Origin of the sequence: Novosphingobium sp. (genome assembly GCF_031424035.1) — a bacterium.
Taxonomy (GTDB): Bacteria; Pseudomonadota; Alphaproteobacteria; order Sphingomonadales; family Sphingomonadaceae; genus Novosphingobium.
In genome coordinates, this window is sequence record NZ_JANPGP010000008.1 from 1 (window position 1) to 20,170 (window position 20,170).

The window sequence follows — 20,170 nt, forward strand, 5'->3', positions numbered from 1 at the left end:
CGACCTGCAGGACCAGTCGGTCGCCTATGGCCGCGGCGCCTCGCGCTATGACGAGAACAAGCGCGCGGTCACCGAAAAGTACATGGGCCCGCTGATCAAGACGGCGATGACCCGCTGCATCCACTGCACCCGCTGCGTGCGTTTCTCGGAAGAGATCGCCGGCGTGGACGAAATCGGCGCGCTTTATCGCGGCGAGGCGATGCAGATCACGACCTATCTGGAACGCGCGGCGACTCACGAAATGAGCGCCAACGTGATTGATCTGTGCCCGGTTGGCGCGCTCACCTCGCGGCCTTATGCTTTCGAGGCGCGGCCGTGGGAGCTGAAGAAGACGCTGTCGATCGACGTGTCCGACGCCTGCGGTGCCAACATCCGGCTCGACAGCCGCGGCCGCGAAGTTCTGCGTATTCTGCCGCGCGTCAACGATGACGTGAACGAGGAATGGCTGTCCGACAAGGGCCGCTTCCAGGTCGACGGCCTGACCGCGCGCCGGCTCGACAAGCCGTGGCTGCGCAAGAACGGCAAGCTGGTTGCGGCAACTTGGGAAGAGGCCTTCGCGGCGATTTCCAAGGTCAAGCCCGGCAAGGACGTGGCCGTGGTCGCGGGTGATCTCGTCGATTGCGAGACGATGTTTGCCGCCAAGGCCCTTGCCGGGGCGCTGGGATCGACCCTGCTCGAAGGCCGCCAGACGGGTCTGTCCTATGACTGCTCGAACCTTGCGGCGGTGAACTTCAATTCGACGTTCTCAGGGATAGAGGAAGCCGATGCGATCCTGATCGTCGGCAGCCACGTGCGCTGGGAAGCGCCGCTGGTGATGACCCGCCTGCGCAAAGCGGCGAAGCGCGGCGCGAAGCTGTTTCTTGTCGGGCCGGAGTGGGAAACCACCGTGTCGACCTCGTTCCTCGGCAATGACATTGCGGTGCTGGACAAGCTGCCGAGCGACGTGACCGAAGCCTTCAAGAATGCCGAACGCCCCGCGATCATCGTCGGCGGCGCGGCGCTCGGGCAGGGCGCTCTCGGTGCGGCGCTCGCCTTTGCCGGAACGTTCAAACTCGTCCGTGACGGCTGGAACGGCTTCAACGTCCTGCACATGGCGGCCAGCCGCATGGGCGGGCTGATGCTCGGCTATGCGCAGAGCGGCGGCATTGCCGATCTGGCAGCGGCCAAGCCCAGGATGCTGCTTTCGCTCGGCGCGGACGAAGTTGACTATTCGAAGTTCTCGGACTCGATCATCGTCTACATCGGCCACCACGGGGACAAGGGCGCCCATGCCGCCGACGTGATCCTGCCCGGATCGGCGTTCAGCGAAAAAGCCGGCACCTACGTCAACACCGAAGGCCGCGTGCAGTTCGCCGATAAGGCCGTCTTCGCTCCCGGCGATGCGCGCGAAGACTGGACGATCCTGCGCGCCATGGCCGATGCGCTGGGCGTCAAGGTCGGTTTCGACAGCTTCGACCAGCTGCGCGCTGCGATGATCACAGCCGTTCCGGCGCTCGGCGTTGAGGGTTTGGCGAGTTACGGCGCCTTGCCGAAAGCTGCCAAGTCCAAAGCAAGCGGCACGCTCGCCGGCTATCCGATCAAGGACTTCTACCTCACCAACCCCATCGCCCGCGCCAGCGCGACGATGCAGCGCTGCTCGGCAGAACTGCTGCACGGGGAAGACTTCGCGGAGGCTGCGGAATGACCCAGACCTTCATGAATTGGGGCATGAGCCACGACTGGGCCTGGGCGCTGGCGACAATCGCCGGCATCCTGTTGATCGCGCTGCCGCTGATGCTCGGCGTGGCGATGATCATCTATGCCGACCGCAAGATCTGGGCCGCCATGGCGCTGCGGCGCGGACCGAACGTGGTGGGGCCGTGGGGCCTGCTCCAGTCCTTCGCCGACGGGCTCAAGGTGTTCCTGCAGGAAACCATCATCCCCAGCGCGGCGAACAAGGGTCTGTTCCTGATCGCGCCGATCATCACGTTCACCGTTGCGCTGATGGCTTGGGCGGTGCTGCCGTTCAATTCGGGCGCGATCCTGGCGGATATCAACGTCGGGCTGCTCTACATCCTCGCGATCTCGTCGCTGGGGGTTTACGGCACGGTGATCGCCGGCTGGTCGTCGAACTCGAAGTACCCGTTCTTCTCGGCCATGCGCGCATCGGCGCAGATGATTTCCTACGAAGTCTCGATCGGTTTCATCCTGATCTGCGTCGTCCTGTGGGCGGACAGCTTCAACCTCAAGACCATTGTCGAGGCGCAGCACAAGTATGCGCTTTTTGGCCTGTTCAACGGCTTCGTGTTCAACCCGCTGCTGTTCCCGATGTGGGTGATGTTCCTGATCTCGGGCATGGCCGAAACCGGCCGCGCGCCGTTCGACCTGACCGAGGCGGAATCGGAGCTCGTTGCCGGTTACCAGACCGAATATTCGTCGATGAGCTTCGCGCTCTACTGGCTGGGCGAATATGCCAACGTCCTGCTGATGTGCGCGCTCAATGCCACGCTTTTCTGGGGCGGTTACCTGCCGCCGATGAACATCGACCTGATCCCGTGGTTCGACATTCCGGGCGTGGTCTGGTTGCTGCTCAAGATCCTGTTTTTCTTCTTCATCTTCTCCTGGGTGAAGGCGACCGTTCCCCGCTACCGCTATGACCAGCTGATGCGCCTGGGTTGGAAAGTGTTCCTGCCCGTGTCGTTGATGTTCGTCGTTCTGGTGAGCGGCTATCTCATGTTCACGAGGTATGGCGCATGACCGCCGCGCAGCTCATCAAATCGTTCACCCTTTGGGAATTCCTGAAGGCGCACTGGCTGACCTTGAAGTATTTCTTCAAGCCCAAGGCGACGATCAACTATCCGTTCGAGAAAAACCCGCTCTCGCCCCGCTTCCGCGGCGAGCATGCGCTGCGCCGCTATCCCAATGGCGAGGAACGCTGCATCGCCTGCAAGCTGTGTGAAGCCGTTTGCCCGGCACAGGCGATCACCATAGAGGCGGAACCGCGCGAGGACGGCAGCCGCCGCACCACGCGTTACGACATCGACATGACCAAGTGCATCTACTGCGGTTTCTGCCAGGAAGCCTGCCCGGTCGATGCCGTGGTCGAGGGGCCGAACTTCGAATTCGCGACCGAAACGCGCGAAGAACTGCTTTATGACAAGGCCAAGCTGCTGGCGAACGGGGACAAGTGGGAGCGGGCGATTGCCGCAAACCTTGAAGCCGACGCGCCGTATCGATAGGGGGCGCGCGTGATGAACCGGGGCCATTCCTTGTCTTTAACAATTTCCGTCACCCCCGCGAAGGCGGGGGTCCATCCGGGCTCGCGGCTTCGCACGATGGGTGCGATGGATCCCCGCCTGCGCGGGGATGACGAGTCTGGTTTTGAGCCGGAGTGCAACTCATGACGATCCAGCTCTTCGCCTTCTATCTGTTCGCCACCCTGACCTGTGTTTCGGGCGCGGTGACGATCCTCGCGCGCAATCCGGTGCACTCGGTGCTCTGGCTGATCCTCGCTTTCTTCAATGCTGCAGCGCTGATGGTGCTGGTGGGCGCCGAATTCATCGCCATGCTGCTGGTGATCGTCTACGTCGGCGCGGTCGCGGTGCTGTTCCTGTTCGTGGTCATGATGCTCGACATCGACTTTGCCGAACTGCGCGCAGGCTTCATCAAGAACTTCCCGCTGGGCCTGGTGCTCGCAGTGATCCTCGTCGGTGAACTGGTGATCGGCGTGGGCGCCTATCGCATTGGCGGGCTGCAACTCGGCAAGCCTTCGGCTGAGGGCGCGACGCCGCTCGGCGCCAGCAATACCGAGGCAATCGGGGCGCTGCTCTACAGCAAGTACCTGTTCCTGTTCGAAGCTGCCGGCATGATCCTGTTGGTCGCCATGGTCGGCGCGATTGTGCTGACTCACCGCAAGCGCACCGACGTGCGCGGGCAGAACATCTCGAAGCAGGTTGCTCGCCGTCCGCAGGACGCAACCGTCAACGTGAAGCCCGAAGTGGGCGGGGGAGTCTCGCTGTGATCGGCATCGAACACTACGTCGCGGTCAGCGCGATCCTGTTCACGCTCGGCGTGCTGGGGATTTTCCTCAACCGCAAGAACGTGATCGTCATCCTGATGGCGATCGAGCTGATCCTGCTGGCGGTGAACCTCAATCTTGTCGCGTTTTCCAGCTTCCTTGGCGACCTGACCGGCCAGATCTTCGCGATGTTCGTGCTGACCGTGGCTGCCGGTGAAGCCGCCGTGGGCCTCGCGATCCTTGTGATCTACTTCCGCCGCCGCGGCACCATCGCCGTTGACGACGTCAACCGGATGAAGGGGTGATCCCGGTGAATTCGATCTTGTTCATCGTCTTCCTGCCTTTGCTCGCCGCGATCGTGGCCGGGCTGGGCAACCGGATGCTCGGCAATACTGTCGCCAAGTCGATCACGACCGGCGCGCTGTTCATTTCGTGCGCGCTGTCCTGGCCGGTGTTCCTCTCGTTCGTCTCGGGCACGGCGCATGAGAGCGTCACGCCGGTGCTGCTGTGGATGCAGTCGGGCACACTGACTGTCGACTGGGCGCTGCGCGTCGACACGCTGACCGCAGTCATGCTGGTTGTGATCACCACGGTGTCCGCGCTCGTCCACCTCTATTCGTGGGGCTACATGGACGAAGACCCGGATCAGCCGCGGTTCTTCGCCTATCTCAGCCTGTTCACCTTCGCCATGCTCATGCTGGTGACGGCCGACAACCTCGTCCAGATGTTCTTCGGCTGGGAAGGCGTGGGCCTCGCGTCCTACCTCCTGATCGGCTTCTGGTTCCGCAAGCCTTCGGCCAGCGCCGCTGCAATCAAGGCTTTCGTGGTCAACCGCGTGGGCGACCTTGGCTTCATGCTCGGCATCTTCGGCACCTATCTGGTGTTCGGCACGGTCTCGATCCCCGAGATCCTCGAAGCCGCGCCGGCTATGGCCGGTTCGACCATCGGCTTCCTCGGCTCGCGCTGGGACGTGATGACGATTCTGTGCATCCTGCTGTTCATTGGCGCGATGGGCAAATCGGCGCAGCTTGGCCTGCACACCTGGCTGCCCGACGCGATGGAAGGCCCGACCCCGGTCTCGGCGCTGATCCACGCGGCGACCATGGTCACCGCCGGTGTCTTCATGGTCTGCCGCCTCTCACCGATGTTCGCCACCAGCGAAACCGCAATGACCGTGGTGACTTACGTCGGCGCCGCAACCTGCTTCTTCGCTGCCACCATCGGCACCTGCCAGTGGGACATCAAGCGGGTCATCGCCTATTCGACCTGCTCGCAGCTCGGCTACATGTTCGTGGCAGCGGGCGTCGGCGCGCCGGGTGCGGCGATGTTCCACCTGTTCACTCACGCCTTCTTCAAGGCGCTGCTGTTCCTTGGCGCCGGCTCGGTGATCCATGCGATGCACCATGAGCAGGACATGCGTTATTACGGCGGCCTGCGGAAACACATCCCGCTGACCTACTGGGCGATGATGGCCGGCACGCTGGCGATCACCGGCGTCGGCATTGTCGACGTGTTCGGCTTCGCCGGCTTCTATTCGAAGGATTCGATTCTTGAAGCGGCCTATGCCAGCGGCACGAGCGCAGGCATGTTCGGCTTCTGGGCTGGGATCACCGCAGCGCTGCTCACCAGCTTCTATTCTTGGCGCCTGATCTTCCTGACCTTCCACGGCAAGCCGCGCTGGGATCAGTCGGAGCATATCCAGCACGCGGTCCACGATGCACACGGCCATGACGATCATGCTCACGCACATGACGATCATGCACACCACGACGCGCATGGAGACGGCACCGCGGGCTATCACCCGCACGAAAGCCCGCTGCCCATGCTGGTGCCGCTTGGCGTGCTGGCGCTCGGTGCAGTCCTCGCCGGTTTCGTGTTCCACCACAGCTTCATCAGCGAAGGCACTGGCCACTTCTGGCAGGGCGCGGTGGCATTCACCGAGCATACGCTTCACGCGATGCATGAAGTGCCGACCTGGGTGAAGTGGGCGCCGTTCGCGGTGATGATCACCGGCCTGCTGATCGCCTACAACAACTACCTGCGCAATCCGAAGGCACCGGCGGCATTCGTCGAGCAGTTCTCGGTCGTGCACAAGTTCGTGTTCAACAAGTGGTACTTCGACGAGCTGTACAACTTCCTGTTCGTCCGTCCTGCCTTCTGGTTGGGCAAGGTGTTCTGGAAGCAGGGCGATGTCGGCCTGATCGATCGCTTCGGCCCGAACGGCGCGGCATGGCTGGTCGCTCGCACTGCCGTCGTCGCGCAGAAGGTGCAGACCGGGTACCTCTACTCCTATGCGCTGATCATGCTGCTCGGCCTTGTCGCGGCAATCAGCTGGGTGATGGTGGGATAAGACGATGAACCAATTTCCCATCCTCTCGCTGATGCTGCTGGTGCCGCTCGCCGGGGCCGTTGCCTGCCTGTTCAGCGGCGCGAAGGCCGCGCGCCAGATTGCGCTGGCGACCACGCTGTTCAACCTCGCCCTCGGGGTCTGGCTGTGGAGCCAGTACCAGGTCGGCGGTGACCGCTGGCAGTTCCAGGAAAATGTCGCGCTGTTCGCCGGCTTCTCGTGGAAGCTGGGCATAGACGGCATCGCGCTGCTGCTGATCGAACTGTCGGTGTTCCTGATGCCGATCTGCGTGCTCGCCAGCCATTCGGTCGACAAGCGCGTTGGCGAATATATGGCCGCTTTCCTGCTGATGGAAACGCTGATGATCGGCGTTTTCACCGCGCAGGACCTGTTCCTGTTCTACATCATGTTCGAAGCCGGCCTCATACCGATGTACCTGATCATCGGCATCTGGGGCGGGGCGGATCGGATATACGCCAGCTACAAGTTCTTTCTCTACACGCTGCTCGGATCGGTGCTGATGCTGATCGCAATGATGTGGATGGTGAACGAGGCGGGGACTACCGACATCCCGACGCTGATGGAATACAATTTCGCGCCCGAAGCCCAGACCTGGCTGTGGCTTGCGTTCTTCGCCAGTTTTGCGGTGAAGATGCCGATGTGGCCGGTGCACACATGGCTGCCGGACGCGCACGTTCAGGCACCGACGGCAGGCTCGATCATTCTTGCCGGCGTTCTGCTGAAGATGGGCGGCTACGGCTTCATCCGTTTCTCGCTGCCGATGTTCCCCGAGGCGAGCGCCCAGTTCGCGCCGCTCATCTTCGCGCTGTCGATGATCGCAGTGGTGGTCACTTCGCTGATCGCGCTGGTGCAGAACGACATGAAGAAGCTGATCGCCTATTCATCGGTCGCGCACATGGGCATCGTCACCATCGGCCTGTTCGCGTTCAACCAGCAGGGCCTCGAAGGCGCGATGATCGTCATGCTCAGCCACGGGCTGGTTGCAGGGGCCTTGTTCCTCTGCGTCGGCATCATTTACGACCGGCTGCACACGCGCGAGATTGACCGTTACGGCGGCCTGTCGATCAACATGCCCAAGTATGCGCTGTTCTTCATGCTGTTCACGATGGCGGCGGTCGGCCTGCCTGGGACCGCTGGTTTCGTCGGCGAATTCCTCAGCCTTGCGGGCATCTATCAGGTGTCGAGCTGGGTGGCCTTCGTCTGCGGCACCGGAGTGATCCTTGGCGCGGCATACATGCTCTACCTTTACCGCCGCGTGGCCTTTGGCGAACAGAAGAACGCCGATGCCGCCGCCATGCCTGATCTCGACAAGCGCGAGCTGGCCATGGTCGTCGCACTGGCGCTGCCCGTCCTGTGGATGGGCATTTACCCGGAAAGTTTCCTTGCACCGATGCGCAACGATATCGCCATGCTCGATGCCCGCGTAGCCCGCGCCAAGCCGCAAGGTGACGCGCAGCTCAAGGTGGGCGCGCCCGCGGCCAAACCGGCGGAACACAAGACTGAAGCGCATGAGGGGGCACACTGATGGACTGGTCCCATTCATTCCGCCTCGCGGCTCCTGAAGAACTGCTGACGATTGCATCGCTGGTCCTGCTGCTCATGTCCGCATGGATGCGCGGTGAGGGTGCTGCGCGGCTTGTCACCTGGCTGGCAGCTGGAGCCATTGCCGTGGCCGGCGGAATTTCCGCCATGGACCTCTGCGCCGGGGCCTCCGGACCGGGTACGCTGGCCTTTTCGGGCCTGTTCGCCGCCAATGCGCTCGCGGCCTTTGCCAAGGTGCTGATCGCTTTTGCCGCGGTCGCCACTTTGCTGGTCGCTCCCCAGTATTTCAGCCGATATGCCGCATACCGCGCGGAATATCCGGTGCTGGTCGTGCTGGCCGTGCTGGGCATGGGGCTGATGGTTTCGGCCACCAATTTCATGACGCTCTATATCGGCCTCGAACTCAACTCGCTCGCATCCTACGTGCTCGCTGCGTTCCTGAAGAACGATGATCGTTCGGCCGAAGCCGGCCTGAAATACTTCGTGCTCGGCTCGCTGGCGAGCGGCATGCTGCTGTTCGGCATCAGCCTGGTTTACGGCTTCACCGGTGCGATCGATTTTGTGGCCGTCGGGCAGGCGCTGACGGGCACGATGCCTACTGGCGCAGTGTTCGGCGTCGTCTTCGTTCTCGTCGGCCTCGCCTTCAAGATCAGCGCCGCGCCGTTCCACATGTGGACGCCCGACGTTTACGAAGGCGCACCGACCCCTGTCACTGCCTTCTTCGCCTCAGCACCAAAGGTTGCCGCGATGGTGCTGACGATGATCGTTGCGCTGCAAGCCTTCGGCACTCAGGTTGAGGCTTGGCGTCCGATCGTGATCTTTGCCGCGCTTACCTCGATCATCTGGGGCGCGGTTGGCGCGATCGGCCAGACGAGCATCAAGCGCCTGCTGGCCTATTCGTCGATCAACAATGTCGGCTTCATGCTGATCGGCCTCGCCGCCGGAACCGCGCAGGGCGCTTCGGCCATGCTGGTTTACCTCGCAATCTACGTGCCAATGACCGTGGGCGGCTTCGTCACCGTGCTCATGCTCAAGGATGAAAACGGCAACCCGGTTGACAACATTCACGACATCGCTGGCCTGTCGCGCCACCGCAAGGTGCTCGCTGGCTGCCTGATGATGGTCATGTTCAGCCTTGCCGGTATTCCGCCGCTGTTTGGCTTCTGGGGCAAGTTCGTGGTCTTCCAGGCTGCGGTTCAGGCCGGGTTCTTCGCCCTCGCTGCCGTGGGTATTGCCGCCAGCGTGATCGGTGCGTTCTATTACATCAAGGTCGTCAAGATCATGTATTTTGACGAACCGGCGATGAAGGCGACGGGCAAGAGTGACTGGATCCATCAGGCGCTGCTCGCACTCTGCGCGCTGGCGATCTCGCCGCTGGGCTATCTCGCAACCAAGGCGCTGGCCCAGTGGACCACCACGGCAATCGCCGCCCTGCTGCCGATGGGCGTTTGATCGAGCGGATTTCCCTTGTCGGTTCGACCAACGCCGCTTTGATGGCGCGGCTCGCCGCTTCGGAAACTGTCGCTGAAGGCCATTGGCTGGTAACCGATCGGCAATCGGACGGTCGCGGGCGGCGCGGGCGTGAATGGTTCGATGGCATCGGCAATTTCATGGGATCGACCGTGGTTCACGCCCGAGCCGGCGATCCGCCGCTGGCCAGCCTTGCGCTGGTTGCAGGTCTGGCGGTCCACGAAGTTGTCAGCGCGTTGGTTCCCCCACCGCGGGCGGCGCTGCTCAAGTGGCCGAACGACATTCTCATCGGCGCGGCAAAGCTGTCAGGCATCCTGCTTGAAAGTAAAGGCGATGCCGTCGTGATCGGCATTGGCGTCAATCTTGCCGCCGCACCTGATCTCGCGGATCGCACCGCGATTGCCTTGACCGCATTCGGGCCGGCACCGGATCGTGACCACTTTGCCGATCAGCTTGCCGCAGCCTTTGCGCTCGATCTCGATCGCTGGAGGACCTACGGACTCGCTCCGATTGTCCGCCGCTGGTGCGCTGCGGCGCATCCGGTAGGAACGGTGCTATCGGTGGGAGAGCCCGGCGAAGTGCTTTTGCAGGGCGCTTTTGCAGGCCTCGACGATACGGGTGGCTTGATCCTTGCCTTGCCAGACGGCACCACACGCACGATCCACGCCGGCGAAGTCCGCCTTGGCGCGGACGACTGAGGAACACCAGCCATGCTGCTCGCCATCGATGTCGGGAACACCAACGTCGTCTTTGCCGTGATCGACGATGACGGACAGGGCGGTAGCAGGATCAAGGCGCGCTGGCGGATCGCCACCGATCCGCGCCGCACGGGCGACGAATACGCGGTGTGGCTGATGCAGCTGCTGCAAATTCGCGGCATCGGGCGCGACGCGATCGACCAGATCATCGTTTCGACCGTTGTGCCCCGCGCGCTCCACAATATCGAGGTTCTCGCCCGCCACTATTTCGATCTTGAACCGATCATCGCCGGCCAGGGAACCGCCACTTACGGATTCGATATGGATGTCGACCAGCCCGGCTCGCTTGGCGCGGACCGGGCGGTCAATGCCGTCGCCGCCCATGCCAAGCACGCCGGCGACCTGATCCTCGTCGATTTTGGCACGGCGACCACTTTTGACGTGATTGACTTCAACGGTGCCTACAAGGGCGGCATTATTGCGCCGGGCATCAACCTTTCGCTCGACGCGCTGGTGGGCAACACGGCGCTGCTGCCGCGCATCGCCATCCGCGCGCCCGATAGCGACAGCGTGATCGGCACCAATACTGAAGATCAGATGCTGATCGGCGTATTCTGGGGCTATGTCGCGATGATGGAAGGCCTGATTGCCCGGATGCGGGCTGAGATCGGCCGCCCAGCCAAAGTGGTCGCCACCGGTGGCCTTGCGGTACTGTTTGATGAACATACCGACATCTTTGACGCGGTAGATCCCGATCTGATGCTGGAAGGCCTCGCTATTCTCGCGCAGAGGGCTAAGGCCGCCTCGTGAAACCGCAAGATGAACTGATTTTCTGCGCTCTGGGTGGCTCGGGCGAGATTGGCATGAACGTCAATCTCTACGGTTGCCGTGGCAAGTGGCTGATGGTCGACCTCGGCATGACATTCGGCGCGTCCGAATATCCCGGCACCGAACTGGTCTTTGCCGACCTCGAATTTATCGAGGACCGGCGCAAGGATCTGCTCGGCATCGTGCTGACCCATGCCCACGAAGACCACATCGGCGCGGTGCCCTATTTCGCGGAAGAGCTGGGCGTCCCGCTCTATGCCACGCCGTTCACCGCGCGGCTCGTCCATTCGAAGCTGGAAGAGGCTGGCCTCGTCGGCAAGGTCGAACTGCGCGTCATCGACCATTTCGACAGCTTCCAGATCGGCGATTTCAGCATTCGCTACGTGCCGCTGGCGCACTCGATTGCCGAGGGTAATGCGCTGGTGATCGAGACGCCGTTCGGCCGGATCTTCCACACCGGCGACTGGAAGCTTGATGACGAGCCGCTCGTAGGCACGCCTGCCACCGAGGCAGAATTGCGCGCCATCGGGGATCAGGGCGTGCTCGCGATGGTCTGCGATTCGACCAACGTGTTCAATCCCGAGGCTTCAGGCTCCGAAGGCGAGGTCCGGCGCGGGCTGCTTGAGGAAGTCGCGAAGCACAAGGGCAGGCGCGTGCTGGTCACGACCTTTGCCTCCAACGTCGCGCGCCTCCAGACGCTGGCCGAAGTTGCCGTGGCATCGGGGCGTCAGCTCTGCGTTGCCGGGCGCTCGCTCGACCGGATCATCCAGGTCGCGCAGGCGAGCGGCTATCTCAAGGACCTGCCGGACATCATCGATCCGCAGTCGGCCATGCGCCTGCCGCGCGGTGAAGTCATGTTCCTCGCCACCGGGGGGCAGGGTGAAGCCCGCGCCGCGCTCGGCCGTATATCCGAGGGCAACCATGATATCGCGCTTTCTGCCGGCGACGTGGTGCTGTTCTCCAGCCGCCAGATTCCGGGCAACGAGATTGCCATCGGCCGCATCCAGAATCGTCTGGCCGAGCAGGGCGTGTCGATCGTCACCGATCGCCAGTCCTATATCCACGTTTCCGGACACCCCGGCCGGCCCGAGCTGGAAGCGCTCTACTCGTGGCTGCGTCCCGAAATCCTCGTGCCGGTTCACGGCGAGCTGCGCCATATGCTCGAACAGGCGAAGCTGGGGGCCAAGTGCGGCATTCCCGTGCAGGTGTTCCAGAAGAACGGCGATCTGGTCAGGCTCGCGCCGGGCAAGCCGGGCAAGTTCGGCGTGGTCCGTGCGGGCCGGCTGATTCTCGATGGCGACATCATTACGCCGGCCGATGGCCCGGCGATGGTCATGCGCCGCCGGCTGGCGCACAATGGCGTGCTGATGGTTGTGGTCGGCCCCGGCAAGCGCGCTCAGGTTGCCGGGCTCGGTCTGCCGCTTGAGGAAGACTACGAAGATTTCCGCCACGAAGCCGAACAGGACATTCTGACCGCGCTGGCCAAGCTCAAGGGCGCGAAAGCCCGCGACCGTGACGAAGTCACCGAAGCCGCGCGCCTCGCCGCCCGCCGCGCGGCTCAGCGCTGGAGCGGGAAGAAGCCGCAGGTGCAGGTCATGGTGGTTGAGGGATGAAGATCACTTCGATCCTGGCGATCTATTGCCTGTTCTGGGTGATGAGCGCTTTCGTGGTCCTGCCGTTCGGCGTCCGGACTCACGCGGACGAAGGGTCGCAGCCCGAAGTGGGCCACGCGCATTCCGCGCCGGTCAATTTTTCGGGCAAGCGGATTGCGAAGCGCGCGACTGTGCTCTCGATTGTCCTTTTTGCAGTGTTTTATCTTAACTACAGCTACGGCTGGATCACGGTCGACGATCTCGACATCGTGCAGAGGCTGCGGCCGCAACCGCACTGATTTCCACGCCGTTCAGTCGCGCAGGCGCTCGATTGCCTGAGCCAGCGCCACGTAAAGCTTGCCCATATCCGATGACAGCAGCGTCACGCTGAGCGCATGGCCATCGCGCGTGGCGAGCAGCTGGCGCAGCATGGCCTCGAAGTCATGGATATAGCGCGAGACGTGTTCGCGGAACTCGTCGTCATTGCGATAAATCTGCGCCACTGAACGCGCTTCGGCCGTATCGAGCAGACGCACGGCGCGGCGGGTGAACACGCCGCGATCGCCGCGCAGGTAGCTTGCCCAGGCCACATCGGTGACTTCGCTCGACATGGCCTTGGCAATGTCGATAGCGTTCGAATTGAGGCTTTCGGTGATCAGGGCAACGCGGCGCGCAAAGTCGTTGTCGACCTGCTCCTCGGCGCGTTCGCGGGCCTGTGCCACGCGGCGTTCAAGGTTTTCGGCCAGTTCGCTGATCCGGGCGAGCTGGTCGCGCAGGCGGCGGGCCGATTCCTGGCTGGCGTCGGAAGCGCGGGCGGCTGCGGTATCCAGTTCGCCGATGGCTTCCGCCATGCGGCGTTGCAATGCTTCGTCAAAGGCGCGGGTGCCCTCACTCGCCAGCCGGTCCGCCATTGTGCTGATCGAGCGTTTGCCCGCTTCTTCCAGCGCGGCAGCGGCATCGCGGGTTGCTTCGCCCAGCTTGTCCAGAGCGCCGGCCATTTCATCGCGGCTGAAGGTGGCAAGCCGGGTGCTGTCGGCATCAAGTGCCTCGACCGCGCCGCGCAACTGGACAAGCGCCGCGGCGTGACTGGCGGCGCGGGCCTCCAGCCCATCGTGCAGGGTGCCGATTTCGCCAAGCGACTGGCCGATGGCCGTGCGGGTGTCGGCAACCTGCGCCGACATGTCCTCGGCGCGGCCGGCGGCGCGCGAAATGCTCTCTTCCAGTTCGTGGATGCGGGTTTCGATCTCCGAAAGACGCTGTGCCCCGCTGGCGATGGCGGTAGGCAGATCCTCGCTGGTCTGCTTGTTGCTGGCCTGTAGTAATTCGAGCAGGCGTACGCTGTCATCGGTCAGCCGGGCGACCGATCCGTTCATCGCCGACATCGCCTGTTCGCTGTTGGCGAGGTGACCGCCGAGGGCCTGGACCTGCGCCGCAAGGCTTGCTTCGGATTCACCGGCGCGGGCCGCGAGGGCGTCGATCCGGTTGTCCGCGTCCGTGAGGTCTCCGGCAATTTTCTTGGCGAGAGCAGCCATTTCCTTGCTGCGCTGTTGTTGGGCTGACAGGCGCTCGGCCAGCAAGCCGTCCATTTCGGCAATCTGTTCGCGCAAGGCCGCATTCGCGGCACTTTCGCGCTCGGCAGCTTCCTCGGCGCGCTTCTGGCTTTCCTCGTCGAACAGGCGGTTGCGCTCGGCAATGCGTGCGTCGAATTCGAGCGCTTCTTCGGAAAGCGTCGCGATGCGTTCGCGTGATGCCTGCAAGGCGCGCTGGTCAAGTGCGTCGAGCCGTTCGAGGGTTTCACGGACCGATGCTTCAAGCCGCTCGCGCGAGGCGGAGACCGACTGCATCGCGGTGGCTTCGCTGTCCCGCATCGACTTGGCAAGTTGGCCAGCCTCGTCACGCAGCGCGCCCAGCCGTGCGCGCAGCGATATAAGGCTTTGGCTTTCCTGACCTTCAAGCGCGGTGCGTAGCTCGAGGAGCTCCTCCATCAGCGCGCTCGAGCGGCTGCGGATGGCGGCCAGGGCATCAACCTCATGCAGGTCAAGCGCATCGCGCAGTTCGCGGCCCTTGTCCTCGATGGCGGCGAACCGGGTCTGCGTTGCCTCATGCAGCGATTCGATCCGGGCTTCGGCCTGTTCCAGCGTTGTATCGACGCTGGTCTTCATCGAATCGACATGGCGCTCTCCGGCCTGTCCGAATTCGTTGAGACGCTCGAACGCGGTGATCATCTCACCCAATTGGCCCTGCGCGGTGCGGCCAGCATTGGCGATATTGTTGGCCGTGTCCTTCGCCGAACTGGCGATCACCGGCAATTGCCCGCGCAGCTTCTCCATATTGTCGAGCGCGTTGCTGCTGACTGAGGCGATGGCATCGATGCGTTCGCCATTTGCGGTGATCAGCGCCTCAAGCCGTGCGGCGTGAGTGGACAGCTTTTCGGTGGCCACCCGGCCGAGCGAATCAAGATCGCGCGACTGCGAGGCGAGGAATTCGCGCGCGAGGCTCAGCTCGCGGTTGATCACGGTCAGCCGCGCTTCCAGCACGGCCGATTCGTCGGACAGCAGGCGCGCGGTCTGACCGAAGCGCAGGGCTTCCTCGCGGCTGTTGCGCGTGACGAGAATCCAGAGCGAAACAACAAGTAGCACCGGCACGGCCCACGAGGTGATCAGCGAAACGGCCTGCTGCGGCGTCGTGCCGCCGGCTGCCCAGAGGTTTGCCCAGGCAAAAAAGCCGGTCCAACCGAGGGCCGCAACGATGGCGAGAGCCGGCACTTGCCAGCGGCGGGTCGGGGCCGGGGCAGGCTCATCTTCCCAGTCGGCATATCCGGCGTTTTCAGCAAGATAATCAACCGCTGTGTCGAGCAGAAGCTCGTCTGGTTGCTCTGCAGGTGCGGAGGCCTGTTCGGCCCCGGACCCGATGGCGACAATGCGTGATCCCCCGGTCATGGGCCGAAGGTATCACGGTTTCCGCCTGTGGATAAACCCCAGTTTAACCACAAGGCCGTTATAGCGCACGGCATGGCTTATGAAGCAGGTGAACTCGACGCCACATTGGCAGCTGCGGCAGGTGACGACGCGGGGCTCTTTGCCGAGCTCAAGACGGCGTTTACCGACAGTGTCCTGCGGCAAATCGACCTCATGCGCCGGTCGCGGTGCGACGGGAACTGGCAGGTCGCGGCCTTGCGGCTGAAAGGCGTGGCGGCAAGCTTTCACGCCTCGCCGCTGTGTGATCTGGCCGAAGAGGCCATCGAGGGCGCCCCCGGCGATCCCAGCGTGCTGCGCCGGATGCAGCATTTCATCGACGAATTCGCCTCCGCCTGATCGGCTGATCCGCCTGGCAGCGGTTAGACAAGCTGTCCCTTGGCAGGGACGGGCCGAGCGACTATTCAGCTACGCTGCCTGCGAGGAGAAGACAGCTGCGGGTCGCATTGCTCACGATGATGGAACCGGCCAGTGCCGGGTTTGACGCGCCGCGGGCCTATCTGCGCCTTGGCGGGGCGACGCTCGCCCATCATCAGCTGGCCCTCGCGTTGGCCGCCGGATGCGAACGTATTGCCTGCCTGGCCAAGGCCTTCGATCCCGAACTCGCCGCCTTGCAGCGTGAGGCCGAGCGGGCCGGGGCGCGGTTTCACATGATTTCGGGCGGACGTGCCTTGTCAGGGCTGGTGACCGCCAGCGACGAATTATTGGTGCTGGGCGAGGGGGTCGTCGTCTCCCCGGTCGACGCGCTGGAATTGATCGCGCAGGCTCCGGCCGTGCTCGTTTTGCCAGCGGAAACCGCGGTTCCGCAAGGGTTTGAACGGATCGACATCAACCATGCCGGGGCGGGGCTGATGCTGCTGCCGGGGCGTCTGGTTGAGCGTCTGAACGATTTGCCGCCCGATGCCGATCCAGCCTCGGCCCTGCTGCGCATCGCGTTGCAGGCGGGAATCAGTCAGCGGATGGTGCCGCAATCAGTGAGCAATGACGGGCGCTGGCTGCTCGTTCAGGATGAGGCTCAGGCCCATGCCGCCGAAGACCGTTGGATGGACCGGCAGACCTCCGGACTGGGGCACAGCCCCGGAATGGGGCTGGCCGCCTGGCTCTCGCGGCGGTTTGGCGCTGCGATGCTCCATGCCGGCAGCGGCGGCAGCGCGCCCGGCATTGCGGGGCTTACTTTGCTGGCCATGGCGGTGGGCTCGGCCTGGCTGGAAGTTCCGACGCTCGGGCTGGCGCTGCTGGGCGCTGCCTGGCTGGTGCAACGGGTGGGCACGATCATCACCGGGGCGCAGGCCGATTCGCTGGGGCTTGGGCGCGGAATTCTCTCGCGCCCCGAACCGTTCGGCGCCTTGCTGGATATTGCGCTGGTGGGCGTTCTGATTGCCGTCCCGTCGCTGGTGCCTGGCGAGCCGACATGGCTGCGCGCCTTTGCGCCGCTGGTGCTGATCGGCCTGCTGCGACTGTTGTCGCAGGTTCTGGCAGAGCGGTTTTCCGCCTGGTTCGAGGACCGGCTGCTGTTGGCCCTCGCTCTTGCGGCTCTGGGCTTGGCCGGGCTGCTGCCCTATGCCGTCCCGGGGTTGTCTATCGTGCTGATCGTGGCCGGAATCATCCTTTCACGCCGGCGCGGTGAGCTAACGTCAGTTTAACCATGGGGCGCTATGGCCTTCGTCATGACTGACGCGTCCTACCAATCCGCTTCCGGCGAGCCGATCGAATCCGTGCTGCGCGAGGAGCTCGAACATGGCGATGCCATGATCGGCACGATCATTCCGATCATGCGCCACTTGCTGGCCAGCGATGACCATTCGGTGTTTTCCGAAGAGATCGTTGCACGCACGCGGGCCATGCTTGAGGACATTTCCTCGCAGCTTCTGGTCGCGCGCGGCGAAGCCTTGCAGGTGCAGGACGCTCGCAAGCTTGATGCAGCCGAAGTGCAGGCGATGGTCATTGCACTGTGCGGCAATGCGGAGCTTTTGGCGCATGTTCACGGGCTTGCTGTCGAATGGCAACTTACCGAGCGACTCCACGCCCGGCTTGGCCTCGATCCGGTGCTGTCGCCGCTGCTGCAGGGGCTGATCGCTTCGACCGAGCCGGCCGTTGCCGCCGCCGGCATGAGCCTGCTGGCATCGCAGACCCGCTTTACGCAGGCCCAGCGCCGCATGAAGCTTGCGCTGCCCGAACTTCCGGCGGAGATCCTCCACGCGGCGATCATCGCGCTGGGCCAGCACTCTGGCCAAGCCGACGAAGGCGCGATTCTGGCGGGAAAGGCGTTGTGTGACGGCTATGACGAAGGCCGCAGCCGGCTCGGGCTGATGGCCCGGCTGATCATGGGCATGGGCGGAAATGCCCAGTCAGCCCTGTCGATCGAACACGCCGGCGTCAGCATGTTTATTACCGCGCTTTCGATCGGGACCGGGCAGGACCGCACGCTGGCGACGCTGACGACCAATGAAGGGCAAGTCGCCCGTCTGGCACTGGCACTGTCGTCCGCTGGCATGAAGCCGGCCAGCGTCGAACAGCAATTTGTCGCCATCCATCCCGAAATCTCGCTTCCCGAAGGCTTCGAGGGCCTTGGCGCAGACCGCGCTGCCGCAATCCTTTCTGTCGGAACGGGTTACCCCCGCTAAGCTATGGCTGACAGCGCACCCGGAGTGACGACAGCGCGCACCGACGCGGAAGACCGGCTGGTCTCCGCCGACGAGCTGCTGCATTCGCTGCAATTGCGTTGCGGTGGCGAGGTGCCCGGTGTCGTGGCGATTCCGGCCCTGCTCGACCTTGTCCGCAAGTGCCGCCGCTTTTCGATGAAGCTGGTGCGGCCAATCATGGCCAACGATGGCGCTCATGCAATCTCGGCGCTCGCCGAAGTCGAGCCAGCGCCGGACGGCGGCTGCGCGATCCGTGTCCGCCACTGGCAGTCGCGCGCCTTGCCGCCCGAAGATCAGGTGGCGCTGGGCAGCCGGGTCGCCAAGATCGAGCGGCAGAGCGCCGAATTTCACGCCGTCCTTGATGCCGATCAGCGCGTCCTGACCGCCGAAGCGGCCAATGACGAATTGAAGCCGCTGGCCGGAGCCATGGTCGCGATGCCAGGGAAGACATGGACCGGCTATGTCGAGGTTGAAGGCGGCGTTTCCAGCAAGGACATGCACTGGCGCCTGCTTGACGGAGTGAACGTCAAGGTCGCCGGATCGCGCCGTCCCTGGCGCGCGCTGATTTCGCCGCAGGGTGGCACTCTAGGCAAGCCAGCGGGCTTCACCTTGTCGCTGACCTCGGATGTTGCCCCTCCTGAACAGGCACCGACGCTTTCGCCGGAGATGCGCACGTCGGATACCCGGCTGATCGGCCGCGATGTTGCTCCGGTGCTGCGACAGCCGATTTCGCGAATCATCGCCAATGCCGAAACGATCCGGACGCGACTTTCAGGACCGCTGGCCGAGGAATATTCTAACTACGCCGCCGACATCGCCGCTGCCGGACAGCACCTGCTGGCGCTGATCGACGATCTGACCGACCTCGAAGTGGTTGAATCGGAAGAGTTCGCCACGGCGCCCGATCATGTTGATCTGGCCGACATCGCTCGCCGGGCTGCCGGCATCCTGGGTGTGCGGGCGCGAGAGCAGGGCGTGATCGTCGATGCCCCGCGCGCTGGCGAGACCTTGCCTGCCGTAGCGGAGTTCCGCCGGGTGCTGCAGGTTCTGCTCAACCTGCTGGGTAATGCGATCCGCTATTCCCCGCCCAATTCGCAGGTGTGGATCCGGATTGAGCAGGAAGGCGGCACGGCCAAGGTTATCGTCGCCGATCAGGGCCCGGGGCTCGGGCTCGACGAACAGGTCAAGGTCTTCGAGAAATTCGAGCGCCTCGGCCGCAGCGGTGATGGCGGCTCGGGGCTTGGGCTCTATATCTCGCGCAAGCTGGCCCGCGCCATGGGCGGCGACCTTCGGGTGGAAAGCGCACCGGGACACGGTGCGCGCTTCATCCTGTCAGTCCCCGCCGATAACGCTGCCTGATCAGGCGCTCTTTCCGGCGCGCCGGCCGATCAGAATGACTGCCGCGCCGGCAATGGCGATCATCAGGCCCTTGGTGACCCAGCCTTTATCGGCAAGCATGAAGCTGTCTGCGGGCCACATGATGACGCCTGCGCCTTGCAGCGTAAAGAACATGCCCATGATCATGAGCACGGCGCCGACAAGCATGAGAGCTGTGCGAAGCATCGGTGATTTCCCCCTGTGTTTCGGAACCGACCCGGCTCCGAAACACATGTAACGGGAAAAATCAGCGTTTGTCGACGATTACGTTAAATTACGTAAGAGGCCGCAATTCAGCGCTTGTCGATCCCGACATAATCGCGCGCCGCAGGCCCGGTGTAAAGCTGGCGCGGCCATCCGGTTTCTCTTGAGAAACCGGCGTCCAGCACTGGGCCGCGCCTTCGCCTAGCTTAGCGCTTGTCGATGCCGACGTAATCGCGCGCCGCAGGCCCGGTGTAAAGCTGGCGCGGACGCCCGATCTTCTGGCCGGGATCGCTGATCATTTCGTTCCACTGGGCGACCCAGCCGACGGTGCGGGCAAGGGCGAAGAGAACGGTGAACATCGTCGTCGGGAAGCCGATCGCGTTGAGGATGATGCCCGAATAGAAGTCGACGTTCGGGAACAGCTTCTTTTCAACGAAATAGGGATCGTTGAGGGCGATTTCCTCAAGCCGCAGCGCG

Annotated in this window: 19 protein-coding genes; 16 read left to right on the forward strand and 3 right to left on the reverse strand. The window is 63.6% G+C overall.

Annotated features, from left to right (window positions below; genetic code table 11):
- From RMO89_RS00625 to RMO89_RS00680, 12 genes are all read left to right on the forward strand, one after another.
- Positions 1 to 1,684 (forward strand): molybdopterin-dependent oxidoreductase (locus RMO89_RS00625; protein ID WP_310530587.1); only part of this gene is annotated, 1,684 nt, incomplete at its 5' end.
- A complete protein-coding gene (nuoH, locus tag RMO89_RS00630) occupies positions 1,681 to 2,736 on the forward strand; it encodes an NADH-quinone oxidoreductase subunit NuoH (RefSeq protein WP_310530588.1) in 1,056 nt (351 codons plus the stop codon). The genes RMO89_RS00625 and nuoH, both read left to right, overlap by 4 nt.
- The gene (nuoI, locus tag RMO89_RS00635) at positions 2,733 to 3,218 is read left to right on the forward strand and encodes an NADH-quinone oxidoreductase subunit NuoI (protein WP_310530589.1); all 486 of its coding nucleotides are present in this window, start codon (positions 2,733 to 2,735) and stop codon (positions 3,216 to 3,218) included. The genes nuoH and nuoI overlap by 4 nt, the downstream gene beginning before the upstream one ends.
- A 161-nt stretch (positions 3,219 to 3,379) precedes the next feature.
- Complete coding sequence (locus RMO89_RS00640) at positions 3,380 to 4,000, forward strand: NADH-quinone oxidoreductase subunit J (RefSeq protein WP_310530590.1); 621 nt, start codon at positions 3,380 to 3,382, stop codon at positions 3,998 to 4,000.
- Positions 3,997 to 4,302, forward strand: coding sequence for an NADH-quinone oxidoreductase subunit NuoK (gene nuoK / locus RMO89_RS00645; protein ID WP_101796208.1), 306 nt, complete (start codon positions 3,997 to 3,999; stop codon positions 4,300 to 4,302). The genes RMO89_RS00640 and nuoK overlap by 4 nt, the downstream gene beginning before the upstream one ends.
- Positions 4,303 to 4,307: 5 nt before the next feature.
- Positions 4,308 to 6,347 (forward strand): NADH-quinone oxidoreductase subunit L, encoded by a 2,040-nt coding sequence (gene nuoL / locus RMO89_RS00650; RefSeq protein WP_310530591.1) that lies wholly within the window; start codon positions 4,308 to 4,310, stop codon positions 6,345 to 6,347.
- Positions 6,348 to 6,351: 4 nt separating this feature from the next.
- Positions 6,352 to 7,890, forward strand: coding sequence for an NADH-quinone oxidoreductase subunit M (locus tag RMO89_RS00655; RefSeq protein ID WP_310530592.1), 1,539 nt, complete (start codon positions 6,352 to 6,354; stop codon positions 7,888 to 7,890).
- On the forward strand, positions 7,890 to 9,359 hold the full coding sequence (gene nuoN, locus RMO89_RS00660) for an NADH-quinone oxidoreductase subunit NuoN (protein ID WP_310530593.1): 1,470 nt from the start codon (positions 7,890 to 7,892) through the stop codon (positions 9,357 to 9,359). The genes RMO89_RS00655 and nuoN overlap by 1 nt, the downstream gene beginning before the upstream one ends.
- Positions 9,314 to 10,075 (forward strand): biotin--[acetyl-CoA-carboxylase] ligase, encoded by a 762-nt coding sequence (locus RMO89_RS00665; protein WP_310530594.1) that lies wholly within the window; start codon positions 9,314 to 9,316, stop codon positions 10,073 to 10,075. Before nuoN ends, RMO89_RS00665 begins: the two co-directional genes overlap by 46 nt.
- A 12-nt stretch (positions 10,076 to 10,087) precedes the next feature.
- Positions 10,088 to 10,885, forward strand: a complete 798-nt coding sequence (locus RMO89_RS00670; RefSeq protein ID WP_310530595.1) for a type III pantothenate kinase — start codon at positions 10,088 to 10,090, stop codon at positions 10,883 to 10,885.
- Positions 10,882 to 12,516 (forward strand): MBL fold metallo-hydrolase RNA specificity domain-containing protein, encoded by a 1,635-nt coding sequence (locus RMO89_RS00675; RefSeq protein WP_310530596.1) that lies wholly within the window; start codon positions 10,882 to 10,884, stop codon positions 12,514 to 12,516. The genes RMO89_RS00670 and RMO89_RS00675 overlap by 4 nt, the downstream gene beginning before the upstream one ends.
- Positions 12,513 to 12,794, forward strand: a complete 282-nt coding sequence (locus tag RMO89_RS00680) for a DUF1467 family protein (protein WP_310530597.1) — start codon at positions 12,513 to 12,515, stop codon at positions 12,792 to 12,794. The genes RMO89_RS00675 and RMO89_RS00680 overlap by 4 nt, the downstream gene beginning before the upstream one ends.
- A 12-nt stretch (positions 12,795 to 12,806) precedes the next feature.
- On the opposite strand, the gene RMO89_RS00685 is transcribed toward RMO89_RS00680, so the two are convergent.
- Positions 12,807 to 15,434 carry an ATPase gene (locus RMO89_RS00685; RefSeq protein ID WP_310530598.1) on the reverse strand — a complete coding sequence of 876 codons (2,628 nt, stop codon included), beginning with the start codon at positions 15,432 to 15,434 and terminating at the stop codon, positions 12,807 to 12,809.
- 72 nt (positions 15,435 to 15,506) lie between these two features.
- Here RMO89_RS00685 and RMO89_RS00690 point away from each other — a divergent pair, with 72 nt between their 5' ends.
- From RMO89_RS00690 to RMO89_RS00705, 4 genes are all read left to right on the forward strand, one after another.
- Positions 15,507 to 15,809, forward strand: a complete 303-nt coding sequence (locus tag RMO89_RS00690; RefSeq protein WP_310530599.1) for an Hpt domain-containing protein — start codon at positions 15,507 to 15,509, stop codon at positions 15,807 to 15,809.
- Between the two features lie 116 nt (positions 15,810 to 15,925).
- On the forward strand, positions 15,926 to 17,113 hold the full coding sequence (locus RMO89_RS00695) for a hypothetical protein (RefSeq protein WP_310530600.1): 1,188 nt from the start codon (positions 15,926 to 15,928) through the stop codon (positions 17,111 to 17,113).
- 24 nt (positions 17,114 to 17,137) lie between these two features.
- On the forward strand, positions 17,138 to 18,094 hold the full coding sequence (locus RMO89_RS00700; RefSeq protein WP_310530601.1) for a hypothetical protein: 957 nt from the start codon (positions 17,138 to 17,140) through the stop codon (positions 18,092 to 18,094).
- A 3-nt stretch (positions 18,095 to 18,097) separates the two neighbouring features.
- The gene (locus RMO89_RS00705) at positions 18,098 to 19,471 is read left to right on the forward strand and encodes a HAMP domain-containing sensor histidine kinase (protein WP_310530603.1); all 1,374 of its coding nucleotides are present in this window, start codon (positions 18,098 to 18,100) and stop codon (positions 19,469 to 19,471) included.
- On the opposite strand, the gene RMO89_RS00710 is transcribed toward RMO89_RS00705, so the two are convergent.
- The gene (locus RMO89_RS00710) at positions 19,472 to 19,675 is read right to left on the reverse strand and encodes a hypothetical protein (protein WP_310530604.1); all 204 of its coding nucleotides are present in this window, start codon (positions 19,673 to 19,675) and stop codon (positions 19,472 to 19,474) included.
- Between the two features lie 224 nt (positions 19,676 to 19,899).
- Positions 19,900 to 20,170 (reverse strand): citrate/2-methylcitrate synthase (locus tag RMO89_RS00715; protein ID WP_310530605.1); only part of this gene is annotated, 271 nt, incomplete at its 5' end.